At 63.2% G+C, this 25,106-nt stretch carries 25 protein-coding genes; 20 read left to right on the forward strand and 5 right to left on the reverse strand.

Annotated elements, in window-relative coordinates; genetic code table 11:
* Positions 1-29: 29 nt before the first annotated feature.
* The 5 genes from miaB to lnt all read left to right on the forward strand — a co-directional run bounded on the left by miaB (position 30) and on the right by lnt (position 5,720).
* Positions 30-1,463 (forward strand): tRNA (N6-isopentenyl adenosine(37)-C2)-methylthiotransferase MiaB, encoded by a 1,434-nt coding sequence (gene miaB, locus HKD46_RS02830; protein WP_010673772.1) that lies wholly within the window; start codon positions 30-32, stop codon positions 1,461-1,463.
* Positions 1,464-1,513: 50 nt separating this feature from the next.
* Positions 1,514-2,572 carry a PhoH family protein gene (locus HKD46_RS02835; protein ID WP_010673771.1) on the forward strand — a complete coding sequence of 353 codons (1,059 nt, stop codon included), beginning with the start codon at positions 1,514-1,516 and terminating at the stop codon, positions 2,570-2,572.
* Entirely contained in the window at positions 2,569-3,033 is a 465-nt protein-coding gene (gene ybeY, locus HKD46_RS02840) for an rRNA maturation RNase YbeY (protein WP_041212532.1), read from the forward strand. Before HKD46_RS02835 ends, ybeY begins: the two co-directional genes overlap by 4 nt.
* Before the next feature lie 95 nt (positions 3,034-3,128).
* The gene (gene corC / locus HKD46_RS02845; RefSeq protein ID WP_010673769.1) at positions 3,129-4,010 is read left to right on the forward strand and encodes a CNNM family magnesium/cobalt transport protein CorC; all 882 of its coding nucleotides are present in this window, start codon (positions 3,129-3,131) and stop codon (positions 4,008-4,010) included.
* A 180-nt stretch (positions 4,011-4,190) separates the two neighbouring features.
* Entirely contained in the window at positions 4,191-5,720 is a 1,530-nt protein-coding gene (lnt, locus tag HKD46_RS02850) for an apolipoprotein N-acyltransferase (protein WP_161470057.1), read from the forward strand.
* A gap of 85 nt (positions 5,721-5,805) precedes the next feature.
* Here the strand turns inward: lnt and HKD46_RS02855 are convergent, their stop codons facing one another.
* Positions 5,806-6,294, reverse strand: a complete 489-nt coding sequence (locus HKD46_RS02855; protein WP_103243597.1) for a zinc ribbon-containing protein — start codon at positions 6,292-6,294, stop codon at positions 5,806-5,808.
* Positions 6,295-6,545: 251 nt separating this feature from the next.
* On the opposite strand from HKD46_RS02855, the gene leuS reads away from it, so the two are divergent.
* The 15 genes from leuS (at position 6,546) to HKD46_RS02930 (ending at position 21,825) form a co-directional block, all read left to right on the forward strand.
* Positions 6,546-9,122, forward strand: coding sequence for a leucine--tRNA ligase (leuS, locus tag HKD46_RS02860; protein ID WP_052816023.1), 2,577 nt, complete (start codon positions 6,546-6,548; stop codon positions 9,120-9,122).
* Positions 9,123-9,234: 112 nt separating this feature from the next.
* On the forward strand, positions 9,235-9,717 hold the full coding sequence (lptE, locus tag HKD46_RS02865; RefSeq protein ID WP_010673765.1) for an LPS assembly lipoprotein LptE: 483 nt from the start codon (positions 9,235-9,237) through the stop codon (positions 9,715-9,717).
* A gap of 27 nt (positions 9,718-9,744) precedes the next feature.
* Positions 9,745-10,779 (forward strand): DNA polymerase III subunit delta, encoded by a 1,035-nt coding sequence (gene holA, locus HKD46_RS02870; RefSeq protein ID WP_010673764.1) that lies wholly within the window; start codon positions 9,745-9,747, stop codon positions 10,777-10,779.
* Positions 10,773-11,426 (forward strand): nicotinate-nucleotide adenylyltransferase, encoded by a 654-nt coding sequence (nadD, locus tag HKD46_RS02875; RefSeq protein WP_010673763.1) that lies wholly within the window; start codon positions 10,773-10,775, stop codon positions 11,424-11,426. The genes holA and nadD overlap by 7 nt, the downstream gene beginning before the upstream one ends.
* A gap of 212 nt (positions 11,427-11,638) precedes the next feature.
* Positions 11,639-11,980 (forward strand): ribosome silencing factor, encoded by a 342-nt coding sequence (gene rsfS / locus HKD46_RS02880; RefSeq protein ID WP_010673762.1) that lies wholly within the window; start codon positions 11,639-11,641, stop codon positions 11,978-11,980.
* A 21-nt stretch (positions 11,981-12,001) separates the two neighbouring features.
* Positions 12,002-12,469: a 23S rRNA (pseudouridine(1915)-N(3))-methyltransferase RlmH gene (gene rlmH / locus HKD46_RS02885; RefSeq protein ID WP_005298242.1), complete on the forward strand. Its 468-nt coding sequence runs from the start codon at positions 12,002-12,004 to the stop codon at positions 12,467-12,469.
* 64 nt (positions 12,470-12,533) lie between these two features.
* Positions 12,534-14,447 (forward strand): penicillin-binding protein 2, encoded by a 1,914-nt coding sequence (mrdA, locus tag HKD46_RS02890; RefSeq protein ID WP_010673761.1) that lies wholly within the window; start codon positions 12,534-12,536, stop codon positions 14,445-14,447.
* The gene (gene rodA, locus HKD46_RS02895; protein ID WP_010673760.1) at positions 14,444-15,547 is read left to right on the forward strand and encodes a rod shape-determining protein RodA; all 1,104 of its coding nucleotides are present in this window, start codon (positions 14,444-14,446) and stop codon (positions 15,545-15,547) included. The genes mrdA and rodA overlap by 4 nt, the downstream gene beginning before the upstream one ends.
* Positions 15,547-16,545, forward strand: coding sequence for a lytic murein transglycosylase B (gene mltB, locus HKD46_RS02900; RefSeq protein WP_010673759.1), 999 nt, complete (start codon positions 15,547-15,549; stop codon positions 16,543-16,545). Before rodA ends, mltB begins: the two co-directional genes overlap by 1 nt.
* Complete coding sequence (locus HKD46_RS02905) at positions 16,487-17,416, forward strand: septal ring lytic transglycosylase RlpA family protein (protein WP_161470651.1); 930 nt, start codon at positions 16,487-16,489, stop codon at positions 17,414-17,416. Before mltB ends, HKD46_RS02905 begins: the two co-directional genes overlap by 59 nt.
* A gap of 165 nt (positions 17,417-17,581) precedes the next feature.
* Positions 17,582-18,811: a D-alanyl-D-alanine carboxypeptidase family protein gene (locus tag HKD46_RS02910; RefSeq protein ID WP_161470650.1), complete on the forward strand. Its 1,230-nt coding sequence runs from the start codon at positions 17,582-17,584 to the stop codon at positions 18,809-18,811.
* A 279-nt stretch (positions 18,812-19,090) separates the two neighbouring features.
* Entirely contained in the window at positions 19,091-19,354 is a 264-nt protein-coding gene (gene ybeD, locus HKD46_RS02915; protein WP_010673756.1) for a DUF493 family protein YbeD, read from the forward strand.
* A 93-nt stretch (positions 19,355-19,447) separates the two neighbouring features.
* Positions 19,448-20,140, forward strand: a complete 693-nt coding sequence (lipB, locus tag HKD46_RS02920; protein ID WP_171864895.1) for a lipoyl(octanoyl) transferase LipB — start codon at positions 19,448-19,450, stop codon at positions 20,138-20,140.
* A gap of 85 nt (positions 20,141-20,225) precedes the next feature.
* Positions 20,226-21,191: a lipoyl synthase gene (gene lipA, locus HKD46_RS02925; protein WP_109111910.1), complete on the forward strand. Its 966-nt coding sequence runs from the start codon at positions 20,226-20,228 to the stop codon at positions 21,189-21,191.
* A gap of 145 nt (positions 21,192-21,336) precedes the next feature.
* A complete protein-coding gene (locus HKD46_RS02930; RefSeq protein WP_171864896.1) occupies positions 21,337-21,825 on the forward strand; it encodes a GNAT family N-acetyltransferase in 489 nt (162 codons plus the stop codon).
* Positions 21,826-21,858: 33 nt separating this feature from the next.
* Here the strand turns inward: HKD46_RS02930 and nqrE are convergent, their stop codons facing one another.
* From nqrE to HKD46_RS02950, 4 genes are all read right to left on the reverse strand, one after another.
* Positions 21,859-22,458, reverse strand: coding sequence for an NADH:ubiquinone reductase (Na(+)-transporting) subunit E (gene nqrE / locus HKD46_RS02935; RefSeq protein ID WP_010673752.1), 600 nt, complete (start codon positions 22,456-22,458; stop codon positions 21,859-21,861).
* A 191-nt stretch (positions 22,459-22,649) separates the two neighbouring features.
* Positions 22,650-22,943: a hypothetical protein gene (locus tag HKD46_RS02940; protein ID WP_010673751.1), complete on the reverse strand. Its 294-nt coding sequence runs from the start codon at positions 22,941-22,943 to the stop codon at positions 22,650-22,652.
* Between the two features lie 306 nt (positions 22,944-23,249).
* The gene (locus HKD46_RS02945; protein WP_010673750.1) at positions 23,250-23,753 is read right to left on the reverse strand and encodes a GNAT family N-acetyltransferase; all 504 of its coding nucleotides are present in this window, start codon (positions 23,751-23,753) and stop codon (positions 23,250-23,252) included.
* Positions 23,754-23,793: 40 nt separating this feature from the next.
* Positions 23,794-24,975, reverse strand: coding sequence for a MerR family transcriptional regulator (locus HKD46_RS02950; protein WP_010673749.1), 1,182 nt, complete (start codon positions 24,973-24,975; stop codon positions 23,794-23,796).
* Positions 24,976-25,106: the final 131 nt, after the last annotated feature.

The following is a 25,106-nucleotide window of genomic DNA, read 5'->3' on the forward strand; positions in this document are numbered from 1 at the left end:
GCCGATTTCAAAACCAGTCACGAGAAGCAATGAGCAAGAAACTTCATATCAAGACCTGGGGCTGCCAGATGAACGAGTACGACTCGTCCAAGATGGCGGACCTGCTGGATGCCAGCAATGGCTACACGCTTACCGAGGAGCCGGAAGAGGCAGATGTGCTGCTGCTCAACACCTGTTCCATCCGCGAGAAGGCCCAGGAGAAGGTGTTCCACCAGCTCGGTCGCTGGAAGAAGCTCAAGGCGAAAAAACCGGGGCTGGTGATCGGGGTGGGCGGCTGCGTCGCCTCCCAGGAAGGGGAGAACCTGCGCAGCCGGGCGCCCTATGTGGACATCGTCTTCGGACCCCAGACCCTGCACCGCCTGCCGACCATGATCAAGCAGGTGCAGGAGGGGCGCGGTGCCCAGGTGGACATCGCCTTCCCCGAGATCGAGAAGTTCGACAACCTGCCCGAACCCCGTGCCGAGGGGGCGACCGCCTTCGTTTCCATCATGGAAGGCTGCTCCAAGTACTGCTCCTTCTGCGTGGTACCCTACACCCGTGGCGAGGAGGTGAGCCGGCCGCTGGATGACGTGCTCTATGAAATCGCCCAGCTCGCCCAGCAAGGGGTGCGCGAAGTGAACCTGCTCGGCCAGAACGTCAACGCCTACCGGGGGCCGACCTTCGACGGGGAGGTCTGCACCTTCGCCGAACTGCTGCGCCTGGTGGCTGCCATCGACGGCATCGACCGCATTCGCTACACCACCAGCCACCCGGTCGAGTTCACCGACGACATCATCGAGGTCTATCGTGATACCCCCGAGGTGGTCAGCTTCCTGCACTTGCCCATCCAGAGCGGCTCGGATCGCATCCTGACCATGATGAAGCGCCCGCACACCGTGCTGGAGTACAAGTCCAAGATCCGCCGCCTGCGCGCCGTGCGTCCCGACATCACCATGAGCTCCGACTTCATCGTCGGCTTCCCGAACGAGACGGACGAAGACTTCGAGGCCACCATGAAACTCATCGAGGAGATCAACTTCGACATGAGCTTCAGCTTCATCTACAGCCCGCGCCCCGGCACCCCGGCCGCAGACCTGCCCGATGACGTCGACATGGAAGTGAAGAAGGCCCGCCTGACTCGACTGCAAAACCGCATCAATCACCAGTCCATGCTCATCGGCCGCGCCATGCTGGGCTCGGTGCAGCGCATCCTGGTGGAGGGGCCCTCCAAGATGGATCCCATGCAGCTCAGTGGCCGCACCGAGAACAACCGGGTGGTCAACTTCGAGGGGCCGCACCGCCTCATCGGCGGCTTCGCCGACGTGGAGATCACCGACGTACGCCCCTACTCCCTGCGCGGCCGCTTCATCCGCGGCGAGGACGAAATGAACCTGCGCATCGCCACGGCCCCGAGCGAGATCCTCGCCCGTCGTCCTGACAACGTGCCCGATGATCTGGGCGTTGCGGCCTTCAGACCCCATTGATGACTCTCTCCCCCGCACCCTGGCGGGGGAACAACCGATAAGAGGACACCTTGAGCCGACACATCTCCACCCTGAATCTGCACCTTGAACCCGCCGACAACCAGCGCCTCGCCAGCCTGTGCGGACCCTTTGACGACAACCTCAAGCAGCTGGAGCGCCGTCTCGGCATCGAGATAAGCTACCGGGACAACCACTTCCAAGTGATCGGCAAGCAGGCCCAGGTGGAGGCGGCTGCCGTCATCCTCAAACACCTCTATGTGGAAACCCAACCCCTCAAGGGGAGCAAGGTGAGCGACATCACCCCCGAGATGGTGCACCTGGCGGTGCAGGAGTCCCGCGTGCTGGAGCAGGACGACGAACCCGCCCCTTCCCTGCCGTATGGCAAGGAGGTCACGGTCAAGACCAAGCGCGGTCTCATCAAGCCCCGCAGCCCGAACCAGGCCCAGTACATCGCCAATATCGTGCGCCACGACATCAGCTTCGGCATCGGGCCCGCCGGGACCGGCAAGACCTATCTCGCCGTGGCCGCCGCCGTGGATGCCCTGGAGCGCCAGGAGATCCGCCGCATCCTGCTGACCCGCCCGGCGGTGGAAGCCGGTGAGAAGCTCGGCTTTCTGCCCGGCGATCTTTCCCAGAAGGTGGACCCCTACCTGCGCCCCCTCTACGACGCCCTGTTCGAGATGCTGGGCTTCGAGCGGGTGGAGAAGCTGATGGAGCGCAACGTCATCGAGGTGGCGCCGCTTGCCTACATGCGAGGCAGAACCTTGAATGACGCCTTTATCATCCTGGACGAGGCCCAGAACACCACCACGGAACAGATGAAGATGTTCCTGACCCGCATCGGCTTCAACTCCAAGGCGGTGGTGACCGGCGACATCACCCAGGTGGACTTGCCTCGCAGCACCAAATCCGGTCTGCGCCACGCCCTGGAGGTGTTGCAGGGGGTCGATGGCCTCTCCTTCAACTTCTTCGAGTCCAAGGACGTGGTGCGCCATCCCGTGGTGGCCCGCATCGTGCAGGCCTACGAGGCATTCGATGCCCAGCAGGCGGCCGAGAAGAGCGCAGCCACTCCCCGCAACGAGAACACCAGCAAAGAGAGTGCCCAATGAGCGTGACCCTGGATCTGCAACTGGCCTGCGCCAGCCCGGACGGCCTGCCGACCGAGACCCAGCTGCAAGGCTGGCTCGACGGCACCATTCTGGGCTTCCAGCCCGAGGCCGAGGTGACGGTGCGCCTGGTGGACGAGGCGGAGAGCCGCGAGCTCAACCACACCTATCGCGGCAAGGACAAGCCCACCAACGTGCTCTCCTTCCCCTTCGAGGCGCCGCCGGGTCTCGAATTGCCCCTGCTCGGGGATCTGGTGATCTGCCGCCAGGTGGTCGAGGCCGAAGCCGTCGAACAGGGCAAGCCCCTGATGGCCCACTGGGCTCACATGGTTGTGCATGGCAGTCTGCATCTGCTAGGTTATGACCATATCGAGGACGAGGAAGCCGAAGAGATGGAGCAGCTCGAGCGCGACATCATGCAGGAACTGGGCTTCGCCGATCCTTATCTGAACGACGAAGAGTAACGAACCGGATGGTCATCGTCTTGAAACAGCCGATGCCCATCCTCATATAGCCACAACGATTTCAAGTGTGTTCATACGAGTAACCAAGAGAGAAAATGACCGACGATCACCCTAGTACCGGCTCGCCGAAGAAAACCTGGCTCGACAAACTCAGCCAACTCTTCCAGGGCGAGCCAAAAGACCGCAACGATCTGGTAGAGGTCATCGCCGATGCCGAAGAGCGGGACCTCATCGATCAGGACACCAAGGACATGATCGAGGGCGTGCTCGAAATTGCCGAGCTGCGCGTGCGTGACATCATGATCCCCCGCTCCCAGATGGTGACCATCGAGAAGTCCCAGCCGGTGGACGAGTTCCTGCCGGTCATCATCGAATCCGGCCACTCCCGCTTCCCGGTGATCAACGAAGACAAGGATCACGTGGAGGGCATCTTGCTCGCCAAGGATCTGTTGCCGTTCGGTTTTGGCGGCCAGCATGCCAGCGAGCCGCTCCAGCTGGAGAAGATCCTGCGTCCCACGGTGATCGTGCCGGAGAGCAAGCGGGTCGATCGCCTGCTCAAGGAGTTCCGGGAAGAGCGCTACCACATGGCCATCGTGGTGGACGAATTTGGCGGTGTCTCCGGCCTCGTGACCATCGAGGACATTCTGGAGCTCATCGTCGGCGAGATTGACGACGAGTTCGACGACATCGAGGACGAGCCGGAAGAGATCCGCCGCATCAGCAAGCGGGTCTTCTCGGTGAGCGCGCTGACCGAGATCGAGGACTTCAACGACTTCTTCGGCACCCAGTTCAGCGATGAAGAGGTGGACACCGTCGGCGGTCTGGTGATGCACGCCTTCAGCCACCTGCCCAAGAAGGGGGAAGAGATCGAACTCGACGGCTACCTGTTCAAGGTGATGCACGCCGATCGCCGTCGCCTGCAACAGTTGCAGGTGAAGATCCCCGAGCATCATGCGGCGGCGCAGCCGGAGTCCTGATCCCGCCCAGCCCCACGCACATCCCGCGCCCCTCTCGTCAGGGGCGCTTTTTTTGCCTCTCTCCCGCCGCGCGACCGCCCCTGGGCCCACGCCGACCGCGAGGCTCGCCGTTGACCCGGTTTGCGGTTAAGATGTCGGCCATTGTGTTTTCATTCAGTCCAATTCGAGCCCCGATCCCCCGTGAAATCGAAACTCCTGACCAGCCTGTTTGCCATTGCCAGCGGCGCCATCGCCGTGCTGGCCTTCTCCCCTTTCGGCTACTGGCCCCTGGTGATCCCCTCCCTGCTCGGCCTTTACGCCCTGCTGGACAAGGCCACCCCCAAACAGGCAGCCTGGCGCGGCTTCGGCTACGCCATGGGTCTGTTCCTGCCCGGGCAGTGGTGGATCCACGTCAGCATGACGGAGTTTGGCGGCATTCCGCTGCCGGCCGCCTTCGTGCTGCTGGCCGGGCTCTGCGCCTATCTCTCCCTCTACCCGACCCTGGCTTGCTGGCTCTTCGCCCGCTTCTTTGTCGGCCGCCACTGGAGCCGCTGGCTGCTCGCCTTCCCGGCGCTCTGGCTGATGGCCGACTGGCTGCGGGGCTGGGTGATGACAGGCTACCCCTGGCTCTGGTTCGGCTACACCCAGATAGACGGCCCCCTCAAGGGCTTCGCTCCCCTTCTCGGGGTGCAGGGCATCACCCTCGCCCTGCTGCTCACCGCCTCCGCCCTCTGGCTGGTATGGCAGCACCGCAAGCCGGCCTGGCTGCTGCTCCCCGTCGCCCTGGTGGGCGCCGCCCAGGGGCTGATGCAGCTCAACTGGGTGACCCGGGGTGAGCCGGTCAAGGTCGCGCTGGTGCAGGGCAACATCGAGCAGTCCCTCAAGTGGGATCCGGAGGCCCTGGTGCCGACGGTACGCAAGTATCAGGATCTCAGCCGCGAGAACCAGGATGCCGACATCATCGTCTGGCCGGAGTCCGCCATCCCGGCCATCGAGAAGGAGATGGGTTCCTATCTGGAGAGCCTGGACAAGGCGATGAAGGTGAACGACACCGGCCTGCTGGCGGGGATCATCCATTACGATCTGAAACAGCAGCGCTTCTTCAATACCGTGCTCGGCATGGGGGTGCAGGATGCTGAGGGCAAGGAGTCCTACTACTACGAGCACAAGAACCGCTACTACAAGTACCACCTGCTGCCCATCGGCGAGTTCGTACCCTTTGAAGATCTGCTGCGTCCCATCGCCCCCTTCTTCAACCTCCCCATGTCCTCCTTCAGCCGGGGTGACGAGGTGCAGCCGAACCTGATCGCCAAGGGGCTCAAGTTTGCCGCCGCCATCTGTTACGAGATCATCTTCCCGGACGAGGTGCGCCGCAATGTGCAGCCGGATACCGACTTTCTGCTGACCGTCTCCAACGACGCCTGGTTCGGCACCAGCATCGGCCCCTGGCAGCACATGGAGATCGCCCGCATGCGCGCCCTCGAGCTGGCCCGCCCGCTGCTGCGCGACACCAACACCGGCATCACCATCGTCACCGAGATAGACGGCAGCATCATCGCCCAGATCCCACAGTTCGAGGCCGGCGTGCTGCGCACCGAGGTGCGTCCCGCTCACGGCGTGACCCCCTATCTGCGTTTTGGCAGCTGGCCCATGTATGGCCTGGCCGCCGCCCTGCTGGGGCTGGCCCTGTGGCTGCGTCCCCGTGCCCACCCCTGGGCGCGCAAGGGCTAAGACCACACAACGCCGATAAACAAAAGAGGCGCCCTTGGGCGCCTCTTTTTATGGTTTGGCTTATGGCTTGGCACAGTCTGGCGGCTCAAGGAGACAGCGGCTCGCGATGATATTCATCGGCCCCACACTCCGGGCAGGTGTCAAGCTGCTCCGGGTGCAGCACGGTATGGCGCCACTCGCAGTGGTCGCACACCAGCACCCCGAGTCCCACCCAGTCCCCCGCCCGGTAGACCCCCTTGTGTTCCAGCTCGTCCGCCAACTCCTGCCACTCCACCTGGGTTCGGTCGGTCACGTCCGCCAGCCAGGACCAGGCGGTGTCCTTGAGCGCCAGCATGAAGGCGGACTCCTCCACCTGCTCATCCTTGCGCCCTTCGTCATAGTTGCCCAGATCCCGCTTCACATACTCGGCGATCAGCGCCAGCTCGTCCTGGGTCAGATCCCCGGCCGCCTCCAGATAGGCCTGCACCTTGGCGATCATCCGGTTGAGGCGCTCTCCCTGAAACGCTTCCGTCTCTTCCCACTGCTTCTTGAGCTGGGCGATAAAGGCTTCATACCCTTGTCGACGTTTGTCCATGGCCATCACTCCTCTGCTGAATCCCGATCGAGCCAGACCCTGACCTCGGGCTCGGCGGATACGGGCGGCGGTTGCCATTCTCACTTCGTTGCGACTCTCGCGGCTCTTGCGGCGCTGCAAATCCTCGCGGGTACCTGACCTGGCCCGAGACCGGGCGGATGCTGGCGGTTGTTGCCGCCGCAGGATATGGGTATTCTATCGGGATTTCCCAGCCGTTTTATCTATTCATTTCACAGATCCGGATGTCACCAATGCAAGAGCAATACGTTCCCCAATCCATAGAACCAGCAGTGCAGAAGCACTGGGATGCCAAGAAAACCTTCAAGGCGGTGGAGAAAGTAGACAAGGAAAAGTTCTACTGCCTCTCCATGTTCCCCTATCCGTCTGGTCGTCTACACATGGGGCACGTTCGCAACTACACCATAGGTGATGTGATCTCCCGTTATCAACGGCTCAATGGCAAGAACGTGCTGCAACCCATCGGTTGGGATGCCTTCGGCCTGCCGGCAGAAAACGCCGCCATCAAGAACAACACGGCGCCGGCCCCCTGGACCTACGAAAACATCGAATACATGAAGAACCAGCTGAAGATGCTGGGTCTGGGCTATGACTGGGATCGGGAGCTGGCCACCTGCAAGCCGGACTACTACCGCTGGGAGCAGTGGTTCTTCACCAAGCTCTACGAAAAGGGCCTGGTCTACAAGAAGACTTCCTCCGTCAACTGGTGCCCGAACGACATGACGGTGCTGGCCAACGAGCAGGTAGTGGACAACTGCTGCTGGCGCTGTGACACCCCGGTGGAACAAAAAGAGATCCCTCAGTGGTTCATCAAGATCACCGACTACGCCGAAGAGCTGTTGAACGACATCGACAATCTGGAAGGCTGGCCGGAGATGGTCAAGACCATGCAGCGCAACTGGATTGGCCGCTCCGAAGGGGTCAACATCAGCTTCAATATCGACGGTCAGGCCGAGCACCTCGAGGTCTACACCACCCGTCCGGACACCTTCATGGGTGTGACCTATGTGGGCATCGCCGCCGGTCACCCGCTGGCGCTGCAAGCAGCCCAGAACAATCCGGAGCTGGCCGCCTTCATCGAAGAGTGCAAGAACACCAAGGTAGCCGAAGCTGAACTGGCCACCATGGAGAAGAAGGGCATGGCAACCGGCCTCTACGCCATTCACCCGCTGGATGGCCGCAAGGTGCCCGTCTGGGTCGCCAACTTCGTGCTGATGAACTACGGCACCGGCGCCGTGATGGCGGTACCGGGTCACGACCTGCGTGACCACGAATTCGCCACCAAGTACGGCCTCGAGATCAAGCCTGTCATCAAGCCGGTTGATGGTGACGTCGACGTGAGCGAAGCGGCTTATACCGAGAAGGGCGTGCTGTTCAACTCCGGCGAGTTCGACGGCCTCGACTTCCAGGGTGCCTTCGATGCCATCGCCAACAAGCTGGAAGGGCTCGGCAAGGGCAAGCGCACCGTCAACTACCGTCTGCGCGACTGGGGTGTCTCCCGTCAGCGCTACTGGGGCGCTCCCATCCCCATGCTGACCCTGGCGGACGGTACCGTGGTGCCGACCCCGGAAGATCAGCTTCCGGTACTGCTGCCGGAAGACGTGGTGATGGATGGCATCCAGAGCCCGATCAAGGCCGACGCAGAGTGGGCCAAGACCACCTACAACGGCCAGGAAGCGTTCCGCGAGACCGATACCTTCGACACCTTCATGGAGTCCTCCTGGTACTACGCCCGCTACTGCTCCCCGGACTACGACAAGGGCATGCTGGATCCGGCGGCTGCCAACCACTGGCTGCCGGTGGATCAATACATCGGCGGCATCGAGCACGCCTGTATGCACCTGCTCTACGCCCGCTTCTTCCACAAGCTGCTGCGTGATGCGGGCCTCGTGAACAGCGACGAGCCGTTCAAGCGCCTGCTCTGCCAGGGCATGGTGCTGGCCGACGCCTTCTACTACAAGGATGAGAAGGGCGGCAACGTCTGGGTCAGCCCCCTCGACGTCAAGGTGGAACGTGACGACAAGGGCCGCATCACCAAGGCTGTCGACCTTGAGGGTCGTGAAGTGATGCACTCCGGCATGACCAAGATGTCCAAGTCCAAGAACAACGGCATCGACCCGCAGCTGATGGTGGAGCGTTACGGCGCCGATACCGTCCGTCTGTTCATGATGTTCGCCTCTCCGGCCGAGATGACCCTGGAGTGGTCCGACTCCGGCGTGGAAGGTGCCCAGCGCTTCCTGCGCCGCCTGTGGCGCATCACCTTCGAGCACGTATCCGGTGGCGCCGTTGCCGCACTGGACGTCGCCGCCCTCACCAGCGACCAGAAAGCCGTGCGCCGCGAGCTGCACAAGACCATCGCCAAGGTGAGCGACGACGTGGGTCGCCGTCAGACCTTCAACACCGCCATCGCTGCCATCATGGAGCTGATGAACAACCTGGCAAAACTGGGCAGCGACGCTCAGGATCGCGCCCTGATGCAGGAAGCGCTGGAAGCGGTCGTGGTCATGCTCTACCCCATCACCCCGCACATCGGCTTCGAGCTGTGGAAGATGCTGGGCAAGGAAGGGGACATCGATGTCGCGGCCTGGCCGGTGGCCGACGAAGCGGCCATGGTCGAGACCGAGAAGCTGGTGGTGGTGCAGATCAACGGCAAGATGCGCGGCAAGCTGACCGTGCCGGCCGAGATAAGCCAGGCCGACGTCGAGAAGCTGGCCATGGCCGATGCGTCCGTACAGAAGTTCACCGACGGTCTGACCGTGCGCAAAGTCGTGTACGTGCCGGGCAAACTGCTCAACATCGTGGCCAACTGATGACGCCTCCCCTGGCGGCGGCCGACGGTCTGGGCCAGGGGCTGACGACACACGGATGATGACGGCGGGCCCTGCGCCCGCCGCTCTTCCCTTCATGCAAAGAGGATTTTTTATGGGCACCATCTTCACGCGCTGGATGGCCATCGTGCTGGCAGGACTGTTGCTGCAGGCCTGCGGTTTTCAGATGCGGGGCACCGCCATTCCCCCCGAACTGATGACCATGAAAGTGGTCGGTGACAACAAGAGCGACTTCTACCGACTGGTCACCACCCGCCTCAAGGCCGCTGGCGTGCAGCTCGCCGACAAGGAGGGCATCCCGGTGCTGACCCTGGCCGGGGTACGTAGCCGCAGCCAGGTCGCCTCCGTCGACTCCATCGGCCAGGACCGCGAATACCTGCTCAGTTACAGCACCCAGTTCACCGTGGTCATGCCGGGCAAACCGACCCAGGTCTTCCCCATCACCTTCAACCGCAGCTTCCTGAACAAGCCGGATGCGGCACTCGCCTCCTCCCGCGAGCAGGAACAGCTCGGCAAGGAGATGCAGGAGCAGGCCGCCAACCTGGTTATTCGCCAGCTCAGTCAGGTCAAGTTCTGATGCGCGTATCTTGATGAGAGGGTGTTGATGAGAGTCTATCCCGAGCAGTTTGCGGATCATCTCAAGGCAGGGCTCAAGCCCTGCTATCTCATTTTTGGGGACGAGCCCCTGCTCAAGCTGGAAGCCGTCGACGCCGTGCGCCAGGTGGCACGCAAACAGGGCTTCGATGAACGCCACAGCTTCGTGGTGGAACAGGGGCTGGACTGGAACCAGGTCTACGATGCCTGCCAGGCCATGAGCCTGTTCTCGGCCCGCCAGATCATCGAGCTGGAGCTGCCCGCCAAGATCGACAAGGATCTCGCCGCCCGCATCAGCGACATTGGCAAGCAGCTCCACCCCGACCTGCTGCTGGTGCTCTCGGGCCCCCGCCTCAACCAGACCCAGATGAAGGCGGCCTGGTTCGACAAGCTGAGCCAGAGCGGCACCTATGTACCGGTCAACCACCCCGAGCCCCGCTTCTTCCCGCGCTGGATGAGCGCCCGCTTTCAGCGCTTCGGCCTCAAGGCACTGCCGGATGCGGTCAACTTCATGTGCCACGCCTACGAGGGCAACCTGCTGGCCGCGAGCCAGGAGATCGAGAAGCTGACCCTGCTCTCGCCGCCCCAGCCCATCAGCGTCGCCTATCTGCAGGAGACCATCATCCGCCACGCCCACTTCACTCCCTTCCAGCTCGTCGATACCCTGCTGGAAGGAAAGGTGAACCGGGCCCAGCGCATCCTGCTGGCCCTGCGCGCCGAGGGCACCGAACCCGGCATGCTGGCCTGGACCCTGTGCCGCGAGCTGGAGCAGCTCACCGAGCTGGCGCTGGCCGCCCGCGCCGGACAGCCCCTGGTGGAGCATTTCAGCCGCCTGCGCATCTGGCAGAGCCGCCAGCAGCTCATCCAGCAGGCGCTGACCCGGCTTCCCTTCCCCAAGATCCGGCAACTCTGGCAACTGATGGCCCAGCTGGACCATGCCCAGCGCCATTTCGACACCGAACAGGCCTGGCTGATGCTGCAAACCATCGCCCTCGGCTTTCGTGACGGTACCCCGCTCCCCCTGCTGGAGACGGAATCATGCTGACACCGCCCATCGGGATCCTCGGCGGCACCTTCGATCCCATTCACATCGGCCACCTGAGGCCCGCCATCGAGGCACGGGACGCCCTGGGTCTGGCCGAGGTGCGCCTGCTCCCGAACCATATCCCGCCCCACCGGGCCAATCCGCTCTGCTCCAGCGAGCAGCGGCTCGCCATGGTCCGGCTCGCTGCGGCGGACAACCCGGGATTCGTGGTGGATGAGCGGGAGCTCAGGCGCGACACCCCCTCCTGGACTATCGACACCCTTGTCGAGTTGAGGAGCGAGCTGCCGGACACCCCGCTCTGCTTTTTGATGGGGATGGATTCCCTGCTCGGCCTGCCGGGCTGGCACCGCTGGCAGGAGCTGCTCGATTACGCCCATCTGGTGGTGAGCTGCCGCCCAGGCTGGCAACCGGATTATTCCGTCCAGGTTGCCGAGCTGCTGGCCCGCCACCAGACCCGGGACATTCAGGATCTCCATCGCCAGCGCCACGGTCATGTCTGGCTTTGTGACAACCTGCCCGTCGAGCTGTCGGCCACACGCCTGCGTGCCCTGCTCGCGGCAGGCCAGGATCCCAAATACCTGCTGCCCAACCCGGTCGCCGACTATATCCGGCGCCACGGGCTCTACCGCTCATCGGCAACGCAGTAAACGGCGCCACGCAGGCGGATCAGCCGACACGTCCGGGCGCACCGGGCCCGGCCCTGACTATTGCCAGGCCGGGTTGCACACTATAGTGATCGTCAAGGGGCCCCTCCCCCACGGGACGCCTCCCCGGGCGATGCTCCCTTTGCCAGGCTGGGAAACGGGAGTGACCATGATATAATCCGCCGCCCTCTGGCGCCGGAAGATAGGAGAAGACATTGCAAGGCCAAGAATTGCTCGCCTTTATCGTCGACAAGATCGATGACATGAAAGGCCGCGACATCATCACCCTCGATGTGCGCGGCAAATCCAGCATCACGGACACCATGATCATCTGCTCCGGCAACTCCAATCGTCACGTCAGTGCCATCGCCCACAACCTCGCCAGCGAGGCCCGTCATGCGGGGCTCGACCTGCTGAGCGTGGAAGGGGAACTCACCGGTGAGTGGGTGCTGGTGGACATGGGGTCGGTCATCGTCCACGTGATGCAGGATGAGTACCGCGACTTCTACCAGCTGGAAAAACTCTGGAGCGGCGCCGCCCAGGTCAATTCGCAATAAAGGGCGACAGCGTAACCAAAGATGAAGATCCAGTTGATTGCCGTGGGCACCAAGATGCCTGCCTGGGTAGAGCATGGCTTCGAAGAGTACCGTCGCCGCTTCCCCAAAGACATGCCGTTCGAGCTGGTCGAGATCGGCGCAGGCAAGCGCGGCAAGAATGCCGACATTCCCCGCATCCTGCAAAAGGAAGGGGAAGCCATGCTGGCCGCCGCCGGCCGCTCCCGTATCGTGACCCTGGACATTCCGGGCAAGCCCTGGACCACGGAGCAGCTCGCCGTGCAACTGGAAGCCTGGAAGCTGGATGGCCGGGATGTGGCGCTGCTGGTGGGTGGCCCGGAGGGGCTCTCCCCCGAGTGCAAGGCTGCCGCGGAGCAGAGCTGGTCTCTCTCGCCCCTGACCCTGCCCCATCCCTTGGTGCGGGTACTGGTGGCCGAGAGCCTCTATCGCGCCTGGAGCATCACCACCAATCACCCTTATCACAGAGAGTGACCCATGCCGACCCTGAGCATGCATTTCTCCTCTCTCACCCGCACGTCAGCCACAAGGTAACGGCATGCTGAAGAATCGCATTGAAATGCGCGATCACAGTGCCGAGGGACGTCTGTTCTTCCGGCGCACCCTGGTCGCCTACATCGGCATGGTCACCCTCATGCTGGTGCTGCTGGCTAACCTCTACTACCTGCAAGTAGAGTCTTACGAAACTTATCAGACCCGATCCAACGACAACCGCATCCGTGTGGTACCGGTGGCGCCGCCCCGTGGCCTCATCTACGACGCCAACGGTGTCCTGCTGGCGGAAAACCGCCCTGTCTACAGCCTGGAGATCGTGCCCGAAGAGACCGAGAACCTGGAGAAGACCGCGGACGACCTCATCACCCTGCTGGCCCTGCCGGAGGGGACCAAGGAGAAGTTCCTGGCCGAGGTCAAACGTCAGCGCCGCTTCAAGCCCGTGCCCCTGTTCGAGAAGCTGACCGAATACCAGGTCGCCCTCTTCTCGGTCAACCAGCACAACTACCCGGGGGCCAGCATCGAGGCCTACCTCAAGCGCTACTACCCGTTCGGCGATACCCTGACCCATGCCCTGGGCTACGTGGCCAAGATCAACACCCGTGACGTGGAGCGCCTCGAGAAGGAGGAGAAGCTCGCCAACTATGCCGCCACCAAGGACATCGGCAAACAGGGGGTAGAGAAGTACTACGAGGATCAGCTGCACGGCGTGGCGGGTTATCAGGAGGTCGAGGTGAACAACCGCGGCCGGGTGGTGCGCACCCTGAAATTCCAGCCCCCCGAGCCCGGCAAGGACATCTACCTCAACATCGACATCCGCCTGCAGTTGAAAGCCCAGGAGCTGCTGGCCGGCCGCCGGGGCGCCATCGTGATGATGGAGCCCAACACCGGCGCCATCCTGGCCATGGAGTCGAGCCCGAGCTACGACCCCAACCTGTTCGTGACCGGCATCTCCAGCGCCAACTACTCGGCGCTGCTCAACGATCCCGCCCGGCCGCTGGTCAACCGCACCACCCAGGGCATCTATGCCCCCGCCTCCACCGTCAAGCCCATGATGGCGGTGATGGGGCTCAATGAGGGGGCGATCACCCCCAATTACCGCTACTTCGGCGGGCCCAGCTTCTCCATCCCGGGCACCACCAAGAAGTTCCGGGACTGGCGCCGCTGGGGCCACGGCTGGCTCGACGTCTATCGCGCCATCGAGGTCTCGGCGGATACCTATTTCTACGATCTCGCCTACCGGGTCGGCATCGACAAGATCAACAGCTACATGACCAAGTTCGGCTTCGGCCAGTACAGCGGCGTGGACCTCTATGAAGAGACCCGGGGCGTCATGCCCTCCCGGGACTGGAAGATGGCCCGCTGGCGTCAACCCTGGTACCAGGGGGACACCATCTCCATCGGCATCGGCCAGGGCTACTGGAGCGCCACCCCGATCCAGCTCGCCAAGGCCATCAGCATCCTGACCCAGAACGGTCACGACGTGACGCCGCACCTGCTCAAGAGCACAGCCTCCTCCGATGGCGTGGTCAACGCCCCCATCAACCCGAACGTGGCCATCGCCGCCAAGAGCGATACCTACTGGCAGGTGGCCAAGGACGGCATGTGGCGCGTCATCAACGGCCACGAAGGGACGGGGCGCCGCGCCTTCGCCAATACCCCCTACAAGGCGGCGGGCAAGTCTGGCACCGCCCAGGTGGTGGGCCTGAAAGAGAACCAGGTCTACAACGCGGCCACCACCAAGGTGGAGCACCGCGACAACGCCCTGTTCGTCGCCTTCGCTCCCTTCGAGGCACCCAAGGCGGTGGTCGCCCTGGTGCTGGAGAACGCCGGGGGCGGCAGCGCCATGGCGGCACCGGTCGCCCGCCACATGCTGGATGCCTATCTGCTGCCGCCGGAACCCCAGTTGCCACCGGCACCGGAAAAGCCGTCCCAACCGAGTGAGGTCGTTTCCCAATGAGTAATTCTGCCCGCCAGCAGAGCATCTGGTACAAGCTGCACATCGACCTGCCGCTGCTGCTCGGCCTGCTGACCCTGATGGCCCTCTCCATGGTGGTGCTCTACTCCGCCTCGGGCCAGGATCTCGACTCCATCGTGCGCCAGCTGGTGCGCGGCGCCCTGGCCTTCGGTCTGATGATCGGCATGGCCCAGCTGCCGCCCTCCCTCTATGCCCGCTGGTCGGTGCCCCTGTTTGCGGTGGTGGTGCTGCTGCTCATCGCGGTGGACGTGTTCGGCCATATCGGAAAGGGGGCCCAGCGCTGGCTCGATCTCGGCTTCATGAAGTTCCAGCCCTCCGAGGTGATGAAACTCTCCATGCCCATCATGGTGGCCGCCTGGCTCAGCCGGCACTCCCTGCCGCCAAAGTTCAGCCATGTGATGATCGCCCTGGTGATGGTGCTGCTGCCCACCCTGCTGATCGCGGCCCAACCCGATCTCGGCACCTCCATCCTGGTGGCCGCTTCCGGCTTCTTCGTCATCTTCCTGGCGGGGATCAGCTGGTGGCTCATCGGGCTCGCGGTCTTGCTCATCTGCGCCTTCATGCCGGTACTCTGGTTCTTCCTGATGCACGACTACCAGCGCCAGCGGGTGCTGATGCTGCTGGACCCGGAGAAGGACCCGCTCGGTCGCGGCTATCACATCATCCAGTCCAAGATTGCGATCGGCTCCGGCGGCGTGTTCGGCAAGGGGTGGCTGCAAGGTACCCAGTCCCAGCTCGAATTCCTGCCAGAGCGCCACACCGACTTCATCTTCGCCGTCTTCAGCGAGGAGTTCGGTCTGGTGGGAGTGGCCCTCTTGCTGGTCATCTACCTCTACATCATCAGCCGCTGCCTGTTTATCTCCATGCAGGCCCAGAACAGCTTCGAACGCCTGCTGGGGGGCGCCCTGACCCTGACCTTCTTCGTCTATGTGTTCGTCAACATGGGCATGGTAAGCGGCATCCTGCCAGTGGTAGGAGTTCCCCTGCCACTGGTGAGCTACGGCGGCACCTCCATGGTGACCCTGATGGCGGGCTTCGGCGTTCTGATGTCCATCCAGACCCACAGGCGGCTGCTCGCCTGATGCGGCTCGGCTGGCTGGCTCTATCTCTGTGCACCCTGACGGCGGGTGCTGCCGTCTCGCCGGCCCGGCTCAGCCTGCTGGCCGAGCAGCAGCAGGTGCCGCTGGCAGAGTTGCAGGCCGCCGCCGCCCAGGCCAGCCTGCGCCAGGAGGTACTGGACACCATCCGCCGCCCCTGGGAAGCCAAGCCCTGGCACCGCTACAGGCCGCTGTTCGTCACCCCGGAGCGCATCCGGGACGGAGTGGGATTCTGGCAGCGCCATGCCGCCACCCTGGCACGGGCCGAGCAGACCTACCAGGTCCCCGCCTCCCTCATCGTCGCCATCATCGGCATCGAGACCTTTTACGGTCGACAGATGGGCCGCCATCCGGTGCTCGACAGCCTTTACACCCTGGGATTCCACTACCCAGAACGGGCGGATTTCTTCGCCAAGGAGTTTGCCCAGCTGGTGCTGCTTGCCCGGGAAGAGAAGTGGCCGCTCACCAATCTCAAGGGCTCCTATGCCGGCGCCATGGGCATGGGCCAGTTCATGCCCTCCAGCTACCGCCACTACGCGGTCGACTTCGACGGAGACGGCAAGCGGGATCTCTTCGCCAACCCGGCAGATGCCATCGGCAGCGTGGCCAACTACTTCGCCCTGCACCACTGGCGCTGGGGCGAGCCGGTGGTGGAGCCCGCCTTGATCGGATTGGCGCCAGTAGGTACCCTGCTTGCACCCGAGCCCGAGCTAAGACACCGCTGGGCAGAGCTGGCCGCTGCGGGCATAGAAGTCGCCACACCGCCGTCACCCGAGACGCCGGTAAAACTGCTGGCGATGGAGCAGGCCGAAGGACCGGAATACTGGGTCGCGCGCCACAATTTTTACGTGATCACCCGCTACAATCGCAGCCCTCTCTATGCGATGGCGGTGCATCAACTCAGTCAAGCAATCCAGGACGCTTATGCATTACAGCCACAAACTTCTTCCCCTCAGCCTGACCTTGTTGCTGGCCGCCTGTAGCAGCCAACCCGAGCCCCAGCCGCTGCCGCCAGAGCCCATCCCCCAGGAGAAGCCCCAGGTCATCGAGATTCCCCAGGCGACCGGCGCCATTCCCCGCCCCGAACCCATGAGCGAGAGCGGCAACCGGGACTACTGGATCGGCAAGCAGAAGTTTGAGGTGTGGCGCGACGTCAAGCACTACAGCGAGGAAGGCACTGCCAGTTGGCTCTCCCGGGATCTGGACGGCAACAAGACTGCCAACGGTGACGTGCAGGACAGCACCCTGTTCAGCGCCGCCCACCGCAACCTGCCCCTGCCAAGCTACGTGCGGGTCACCAATCTGGACAACGGTCTGGAGACCATAGTTCGCGTCAATGATCGCGGCCCCTTCGGCAGCGATCGCCTCATCGATCTCTCCCACGCCGCCGCCGCGCAGCTGGAGATGGTGGAAGGGGGTGAGGCCCGGGTGCGCCTCGAACTCATCACCGATCAGCCGGATCAGATGGTGGAGATGGTCCCCATGACCCCGATGACGCCCATGGAGCCTGCGGCGCCAGCCGTCAATTCCTTCGTCAACGAGGCGCCGGCCCCCACGGCACCGGCCAAGGCCGCGCCTGCTCCTGCTCCTGCCGCCACGGCGACCACCACCGTCTCCCCCCCCAAGGCCGGTGCGACCCAGGGCAAGATGATCCAGGTGCTTGCCAGCGGCTCGCAGGCGCGGGCTGAGGCCATGGGCAAGGTGATGACCCAGCGCTATGGCGTGCCGTACCAGGTGGTGGCACATGGCGCCGTCTTCCGCGTCCTGCTCGGGCCCGTGGCCAGCGACAAGCAGGCCCCCCTGCTCGAGCAGATACGCCAGGGTGGGTTGGAGCAGGCCTTCATCGTGCCCTGATACCCGCCCCGACCTCGCGCCGGGATACGACGCGAGGTCGGGGGCCATCCCATAAAATCCCGTCCAGGTCGCATCTCGGACTATGACCGACACGCACATCTGGTATAGTGGGGCCCGCTTTTTTTCAACTTGGGTACATCCCATCCAGGCACCAGGAATTTCAAGATGTCCAAATTTGCCCGCTCCGTTATTCTGGCCTCCCTGTTAAGCGCCACCGCTCAGGCCAACCAGCCTGTTCCGACCCCGGATTCGGCCCTGCCGAGTGCCCAGCAGGTCCCCACTTTGAACAGCGCCCCCATGGTGGTGCCTGCCGCGCCCGAGATCTCCGCCAAGGCCCACATCCTGATCGACTACTTCTCCGGCCAGGTGCTGGCCGAGCAGAACGCCGACGAGCGTCTGCCCCCCGCCAGCCTGACCAAGATGATGACCTCCTACATCGTCGGCGACGAGTTGCACAAGGGGAACATCAAGGGCACCGACATGGTGACCATCAGCCAGAACGCCTGGTCCAAGAACTACTCCGACTCCTCCAAGATGTTCATCGAGGTGGGCAAGCAGGTCTCCGTCGATGATCTCAACAAGGGCATCATCATCCAGTCCGGCAACGACGCCTGCGTCGCCATGGCCGAGCACCTGGCAGGCAGCACCGACTCCTTCGCCAGCCTGATGAACGCCTGGGCCGCCAAGCTCGGCATGAAGGACTCCCAGTTCAAGAACCCCCACGGCCTGGATGAAGAGGGCCACTACAGTACCGCCCGCGACATGGCCCGCCTGGGTCAGGCCCTGATCCACGATCAGCCGGAGGAGTACAAGATCTACTCCCAGAAGTCCTTCGTGTTCAACGGCATCACCCAGCACAACCGCAACCGCCTGCTGTGGGACCAATCCCTGCAGGTTGACGGCATCAAGACAGGTCACGTCAGCCAGGTCGGCTACAACCTGGTCTCTTCCGCCACCAACAACGAAGGCATGCGCCTGATCGCCGTGGTCATGGGGGCCAACAGCGAGGCCTCACGCGCTGCCGAGAGCAAGAAGCTGCTCACCTACGGCTTCCGCTTCTTCCAGAGCCTGACCCCCTACAAGGCGGGCACCGAACTGGTCACCCAGAAGATCTGGATGGGCGACAAGCCGGAAGTGAAGCTGGGGGTCGACAAGGACGTCTCCGTGCTGGTCACCCGTGGCCAGGGCAACAACCTCAAGGCGGACTTCCAGCTGGAGAGCGAGCTGAAGGCGCCCCTGGCCAAGGGCCAGCGCGTCGGCACCGTGTACCTCAAGCAAGGGGACAAGGAGATCAAGCAGGTTCCCCTGGTTGCCCTGGAAGAGGTGCAGGAAGGTGGCCTGATGAGCCGCCTGTGGGATTACCTGGTCATGCTGGTCTCCAGCTGGTTCAAGTAACAGACCCTTCCTCAAGCAGCGGCGCCAACAGGCGCCGCTGCTGTCTTTTGCGGTCTGTCCAGTCAATAACCCTGTAATCTGCAGGTTCCGCCGACTGACGATTTGTGGTAAAAAGCAGCATTTCCACGTCTTGCCGCACCGCCGGGTCTTGATCCCGAGGCGGCTCATGCCCATATAGACTGGGAACTGTCCCCTGGGGGCAGATGAGGGGACCGTTTCGGCGGCCCTCAAAGACGTAAAGATGACGCCGCGTCCCGGCGACCCAGAAAGGTGAAGTAGATGAATACCAAGTTTGATGAACTGCTGGAGTTCCCCTGCAAGTTCCCGTTCAAGGTGCTTGGCGTGGCCGATCCCGCCCTGCCCGACATGGTGGTGGAAGTGCTGCAGCAACATGCTCCCGGCACCTACAGCCCGACCGTTCAACCGAGCTCCAAGGGCAACTATCACTCGGTACGGGTGACGGTCACCGCCCAGAGCAAGGAACACATCGAGGCCATGTATACCGCCCTTGGCAAGATCGAGCTGGTTCGTTACGTCCTGTAAGTTGCCTCTGTCGCCCCGCCACCGGGGCGACTGATTATTTGCCGCCCGGTCGCAGCGGCGACCGTACCGACACCGCGCCGCCAGTGAGGAAAGATGTCACTCGAAACGCCCGCAGAGCCACAACCGTCAGCCGGCCAACTGCTCGTCAGACAGCTGGGCCGTCGCCCCTACCAGCCGGTGTGGGACGCCATGAAGGCGTTCACCGACAATCGCACCCCCGACACCCCGGACGAGTTCTGGGTGGTGGAGCATGACCCCGTCTACACCCAGGGTCAGGCCGGCAAGGCCGAACACCTGCTCGCCCCCGGCAACATCCCGGTGGTGCAGAGTGATCGCGGCGGCCAGGTGACCTATCACGGCCCGGGCCAGCTGGTGCTCTACGTTCTGGTGGATGTGCGCCGCAGCAAGCTCTCTGTACGGGAGCTGGTGACCTGCCTCGAAACCGCCATCATCAACACGCTCGCCAAAAGCAATATCGAGGCCTACGCCAAGGCCGATGCCCCGGGCGTCTACGTGAAGAGCGATCTGGGTATGGAAGCCAAGCTGGCGTCCCTGGGTTTGCGCATTCGCAAGGGGTGCTCGTTCCACGGGTTGGCCCTCAACGTCAACATGGACATGACTCCCTTCCTGCGCATCAATCCGTGCGGCTATGCGGGCATGGCCATGACCCAGACCAGCGCCCTGGGCGGCCCGCAGAGCGTCGCCGAGGCACAGTCCCTGCTGGTGACGGAGCTGGCCCACCTGATTGGCTACCAAGAGATCACGAATACCGAAGAGGCGGCATGAGCAACCCCATGCCCCGTGGTCACGAGGGAGCCGCAAGGCCCCTGGTGACCGTCAACCAGACAATAACAAACACCGAGAGTGAATCATGAGCAAACCCGTTCGTATGGAGCCGGGCGTCAAGCTGCGCGATGGCGACAAGATGGCCCTGATCCCGGTGAAATTCATGCCGGATCCCAACGAGGAAGTGCTGCGCAAGCCGGAGTGGATGCGGATCAAGCTGCCGCCGTCGAGCCAGAAGATCGAGCACATCAAGAGCACCCTGCGCAAAAACAAGCTGCACTCTGTGTGTGAAGAGGCTTCCTGCCCCAACCTGGCGGAGTGCTTCAACCACGGCACCGCGACCTTCATGATCATGGGCGCCATCTGTACCCGCCGATGCCCCTTCTGCGACGTGGCCCACGGCCGTCCGTTGCCGCTGGATCCGGAGGAACCGAAGAAGCTGGCACTCACCATCAAGGAGATGAACCTCAAGTACGTGGTGATCACCTCGGTGGACCGCGACGATCTGCGGGACGGCGGTGCCCAGCACTTCGCCGACTGCATCCGCGAGATCCGCGAGCACAGCCCCCAGACCCGCATCGAGATCCTGACCCCGGACTTCCGTGGCCGGATGGAGCAGGCGCTGGAGGTGTTCCGCGAGACCCCGCCTGACGTCTTCAACCACAACCTGGAAACCGCCCCGCGCATGTACCGGGTTGCCCGTCCGGGTGCCGACTACAAGTGGTCCCTGGAGCTGCTGCGCCGCATCAAGGAGATGCACCCCCACGTGCCGACCAAGTCCGGTCTGATGATGGGCCTTGGCGAGACCAACGAGGAGATCGTCGAGGTACTCAAGGATCTGCGCGAGCACGGCGTCAACATGCTGACCTTGGGCCAGTATCTGCAACCGAGCCGCCACCACCTGCCGGTGAAGCGTTATGTGCCGCCCGCAGAGTTCGACGAACTCAAGGATGTGGCCATGGAGCTCGGCTTCAGCCACGCCGCCTGCGGTCCCTTCGTGCGTTCCTCCTACCACGCAGACCTGCAAGCCAAGGGGGAAGAGGTCAAATAAGCCTCTTTTCCTGCTGGCAGAAAAAAGAGCGCCCTTGGGCGCTCTTTTTTTATCGCCGTCACCTCGCAGGCAGCGGTTGTCCCTTTGTGATTGGCGCCGTTCTGGCGTAACGTGGCCACTCCCCTTCTCTGGAGTGCTGTGCCGGATGCCGACTCTCACCGTTCGCCTGATCCCCCTGCGTGACGCAGACTTTCCCGCCTATCGCGACTACTTCATCGAGGATTACGCCCAGGATCTTGCCAGCAACCACGGGATGGCGCTGCCTGACGCCCACCGTCAGGCCGACGCCTCGTTGCAGCAGCTCCTGCCACTGGGTGTCGCCACCCCGGGTCATCACCTGCTCGCCATGGTACCTGAAGCCTCGAACTCGCCGGGCGAGCCTCTGGGCTATCTCTGGCACGCCATCGACGCCGCTGCCGGCACCACCTTCATCTACGACTTCTATGTGACACCGCCCCATCGTGGTCGCGGCCTCGGCAAGGCAGCCATGGCCGCCCTGGAAGCGCAGCTCGCCCCCCTAGGCATCCACCAGATCAAGCTGAGGGTGGCCCATGACAACCCGAGGGCACTGGCGCTCTATCAGGCGCTGGGCTTCACCATCACCGGCTACAACATGGCAAAGCGTCTGGATTGAGCACCTTCATTGGGCCACCACCCGGCCCATGGCTCAGAGCGAGATGCCGGAAAAGGACATGAAGCCGAGGGACATCAGCCCGGCCACGATGAAGGTAATGCCGATCCCCCGTAGCCCCTCTGGCACATCCGAATACTTCATCTTCTGGCGCAACCCCGCAATGGCGACGATGGCCAGCAGCCAGCCCAGCCCTGAGCCCGCCCCGTAGACCACGGATTCGATGAAGTCGTAATCCCGCTGGGCCATGAACATCACCCCGCCGAAGATGGCGCAGTGCACCGTCAGCAGCGGCAGATAGATACCGAGCGCGTGATGGAGCGCCGGGAAATGTTTGTCCAGCACCATCTCCATCACCTGCACCAGGGCCGCCAGCACCCCGATATAGACGATGAAATCGAGAAAGCCCAGATCAAACTCCCCGAGGAAGGTACTCTCGGGACGCAGGATATGGCGGTAGATCAGGTTGTTGAGGGGGATGGCGATTACCATGACCACCAGCACCGTCATGCCCAAACCGAAGGCGGTGTTGATGTTCTTGGAAACGGCCAGGAAGGTGCACATGCCAAGGAAGAAGGCCAGCGCCAGGTTTTCCACAAAGATCGACTGGATGAAGAGATTGACGTAATAGTCCATGAATGAGTTCACCACTTGGTTGCAATAAGAGCACGTCCGCGCCCGGCCAACGGCCAGTCGCGAAGATGACGTTTACAGAGAGAGCTGGCGCAGCACCCGGTAATGACCACGGCAGCCGCCAGACTGCCGAGCAGCCCGGTCAGCGGTACTCAATGACGGGGATCAAACGGGCAGGCGCCCGGCTGGTGAACCTAGTCGCCCTGGCAGAAGCGATATTGCAGGTGGTGGCAGCGAAGCCGCCGTGTGTGCAGAGCGCCGAAGTAGTCGGGCCGCTGCCTGAGGTAGATGAGGGGCAGGAAGAACAGCAGGCCACAGAGCAGGCCGAGGATCTCGTGCTGGAACCAGGCCAGCAGCATCTGGTAGAGCTCGGCATGAGCGGCCCCTTCCAGTCGCCGTCCCTGCTCGAAACCGAGCCGCCACTGGGAGGCGGGCGGCAGGCTGACGTTGTCGGCAAGCCCCGGGTTCGCTGGCTCATGGAACAGCATCGGCCGCTCCTGCCCTTGCGTCTCCATTCCCTTAGTTGCAACGACCCCTGCCGCCGCCGCAGCGGCAAGCCAGAGAAGGCAGGCGATGGCAAGCACCATCGGCCATGACGAGGGGCGGCGAGAGGATGACAAGGGGGCTGTCCGTCAAGAAAAATTACAGGTGGAATATATCACAATACCGTCACTTATTGCATTTTCCACCATGAGATATTAACAGGAGCGATATTAAACACCGCCCCATTCCCTAAAACCGGCAAGGTTGCACCACCTTGAGAAAGCGGCTTTCATCTTCCTCAAGGTGAGGGCTTACCCCTGCTGGAAGGCCGGGTGGTAACACACTTCGCCACTGGGCATGGCAGCACCGAACGAGCGGGCCATGAAGTACTCGGCTGGCACGCCGGGCAGCGTCAACCCCGGCTCGGGCACGAAACCGAAACGGCCGTAGAAGCCGGGATCCCCCAGCACCACGCAGCCGGCCGCCCCTATCCCCTTGAGCTCGGCCAGACCCGCGTCCATCAGCCGTGACCCCAGCCCCCTGCCCTGAAGCGCAGGGGAGACGGAAATGGGGCCAAGGCCATACCAGTGCGGGCTGCCATCGCTGATGGTGACCGGCGAGAAGCAGAGGTGGCCGACCACCCGCCCCGCCTGCTCCGCCACCAGCGACAGGCTGAGTGCCCCGGCCTGGCGCAGGTCACGCACGATCAGCTGTTCGTTGTGATCGGTATGGGGGGCATTGAGGAACGCGGCCACGGTCAGCGCTTCAATGGCGTCGTGATCGGCGCCCGTTTCAGGTCGAATGAGAATATTCATAAGGTTTTCTCCGTTTGTTATCTTGCAATGGATGACCTGATCAGACTGCCTGCAGGCAGCAGATCACATAGCCATAGCTGCCCAGGTATTGGCGGTGAATGGCCACTTCCCGGCTCAGATCCTGCCAAGCTGGGCTATCCCCCAGCTCGGCACTGTGGCGCGCCAGATTGCGCTCGATGGGATCCAGATAGTTGTCCCAGGCCCTTGGCGGCAACGGGGTGTGCCACAGACAGCGATAACCCGCCTCCTGCACCGTTTTGAGCAGGCCCGCCAGGGTCTGCATGGCGGGATAATCTCGCTGCCAGAACGCCAGCGCCTCCTCTGGGGGCGTGTCAGTCAGCCACACCAGGTCGCTCAGCACCAGGCAGGCATCAGGATCGGCAAGGTACGCCCGCCAGGCTTTGAGCGCATTGGCCACCCCTATGGTGTAGGCGCTCCCCTCGGCCCAGATGAGATCGGCGGGGACCAGGTCCGCCGGCAGCGCCGCCATGTTGGCGCACAGGGTGGTGACCTGCTCAAAGCCAGCCGCGCTGGCCGATCTCGCCACGGCGGCCAGCGCCTCCTCGTCCAGATCGATGGCCACTATGGTGGCGTCCGTCACCTGTGCCAGCGCCAGGGTGGCGGAGCCGCGCCCGCAGCCCATGTCGAAGATCCGGCGAGGCTGGCTGGGCAGCGCGGCAAATTGCTGCTGGGTGAAGAGGCTATCGCCCGGCCCCCAATAGCTCATGCCATCCAGCAGCAGCTTGAAATCCCGGATGTAGCGCTCATGTTCATTCATGTCTTTGCTGAGCCACTGCAGGTGGTAACGCGCTTTTTCACTGAATCCCTGCTTCATCACCCAGGCAAAGTAAGCCTGCGGGGCTTGATGCTGCAGTTGCCGCTGCCAGGCCTTGAACTCGTCGCCGGAGTGCGCACGCAAACCGGCGAGATCCGCCAGCAGATCCCGGGCGCGTTGCATCCGCGCCAGCTCTTCATCCAGCTCCCTGACCCGGGCCTGCAATGCCGCCTGATCTATCTCGCCAGCCAGACAGGCGAGGCACTGCTTGAGGCTGAGACCACCTGCCTGCAGGGCCTGTACCATCCGCAGCCGCTGCAGATCGTCATCGTCGTAGTGGCGATAGCCGTTGGCGCCCCTCGTGCCCGTAATCACCCCCAGCTTCTCGTAATAGAGCAGGGTAGAGCGGGCCAGGCCGCAGCGCCGGGCCAGTTCGGATATTTTCATGACAGCGACTCGCAGTGGGGTCCGTGACCCGATGAAGGGAAGCTTAAACTGTGAAGCAATAGACGGGTCAACGACAACATCCGGGTTAACACCATAAAAAAACGGCCACCCTGAGGTGGCCGTCATCGACA

It is taken from the genome of Aeromonas sp. TW 6 (assembly GCF_013168745.1).
GTDB lineage: Bacteria > Pseudomonadota > Gammaproteobacteria > Enterobacterales > Aeromonadaceae > Aeromonas > Aeromonas caviae.

Coding starts and splice junctions, on each gene's coding strand:
- miaB (WP_010673772.1), top strand. CDS start 30: ATGAGCAAGAAACTTCATATCAAGACCTGGGGCTGCCAGATGAACGAG.
- ybeY (WP_041212532.1), top strand. CDS start 2,569: ATGAGCGTGACCCTGGATCTGCAACTGGCCTGCGCCAGCCCGGACGGC.
- corC (WP_010673769.1), top strand. CDS start 3,129: ATGACCGACGATCACCCTAGTACCGGCTCGCCGAAGAAAACCTGGCTC.
- HKD46_RS02855 (WP_103243597.1), bottom strand. CDS start 6,294: ATGGACAAACGTCGACAAGGGTATGAAGCCTTTATCGCCCAGCTCAAG.
- leuS (WP_052816023.1), top strand. CDS start 6,546: ATGCAAGAGCAATACGTTCCCCAATCCATAGAACCAGCAGTGCAGAAG.
- lptE (WP_010673765.1), top strand. CDS start 9,235: ATGGGCACCATCTTCACGCGCTGGATGGCCATCGTGCTGGCAGGACTG.
- holA (WP_010673764.1), top strand. CDS start 9,745: ATGAGAGTCTATCCCGAGCAGTTTGCGGATCATCTCAAGGCAGGGCTC.
- nadD (WP_010673763.1), top strand. CDS start 10,773: ATGCTGACACCGCCCATCGGGATCCTCGGCGGCACCTTCGATCCCATT.
- rlmH (WP_005298242.1), top strand. CDS start 12,002: ATGAAGATCCAGTTGATTGCCGTGGGCACCAAGATGCCTGCCTGGGTA.
- mrdA (WP_010673761.1), top strand. CDS start 12,534: ATGCTGAAGAATCGCATTGAAATGCGCGATCACAGTGCCGAGGGACGT.
- rodA (WP_010673760.1), top strand. CDS start 14,444: ATGAGTAATTCTGCCCGCCAGCAGAGCATCTGGTACAAGCTGCACATC.
- mltB (WP_010673759.1), top strand. CDS start 15,547: ATGCGGCTCGGCTGGCTGGCTCTATCTCTGTGCACCCTGACGGCGGGT.
- HKD46_RS02905 (WP_161470651.1), top strand. CDS start 16,487: ATGCATTACAGCCACAAACTTCTTCCCCTCAGCCTGACCTTGTTGCTG.
- HKD46_RS02910 (WP_161470650.1), top strand. CDS start 17,582: ATGTCCAAATTTGCCCGCTCCGTTATTCTGGCCTCCCTGTTAAGCGCC.
- ybeD (WP_010673756.1), top strand. CDS start 19,091: ATGAATACCAAGTTTGATGAACTGCTGGAGTTCCCCTGCAAGTTCCCG.
- lipB (WP_171864895.1), top strand. CDS start 19,448: ATGTCACTCGAAACGCCCGCAGAGCCACAACCGTCAGCCGGCCAACTG.
- lipA (WP_109111910.1), top strand. CDS start 20,226: ATGAGCAAACCCGTTCGTATGGAGCCGGGCGTCAAGCTGCGCGATGGC.
- HKD46_RS02930 (WP_171864896.1), top strand. CDS start 21,337: ATGCCGACTCTCACCGTTCGCCTGATCCCCCTGCGTGACGCAGACTTT.
- nqrE (WP_010673752.1), bottom strand. CDS start 22,458: ATGGACTATTACGTCAATCTCTTCATCCAGTCGATCTTTGTGGAAAAC.
- HKD46_RS02940 (WP_010673751.1), bottom strand. CDS start 22,943: ATGCTGTTCCATGAGCCAGCGAACCCGGGGCTTGCCGACAACGTCAGC.
- HKD46_RS02945 (WP_010673750.1), bottom strand. CDS start 23,753: ATGAATATTCTCATTCGACCTGAAACGGGCGCCGATCACGACGCCATT.
- HKD46_RS02950 (WP_010673749.1), bottom strand. CDS start 24,975: ATGAAAATATCCGAACTGGCCCGGCGCTGCGGCCTGGCCCGCTCTACC.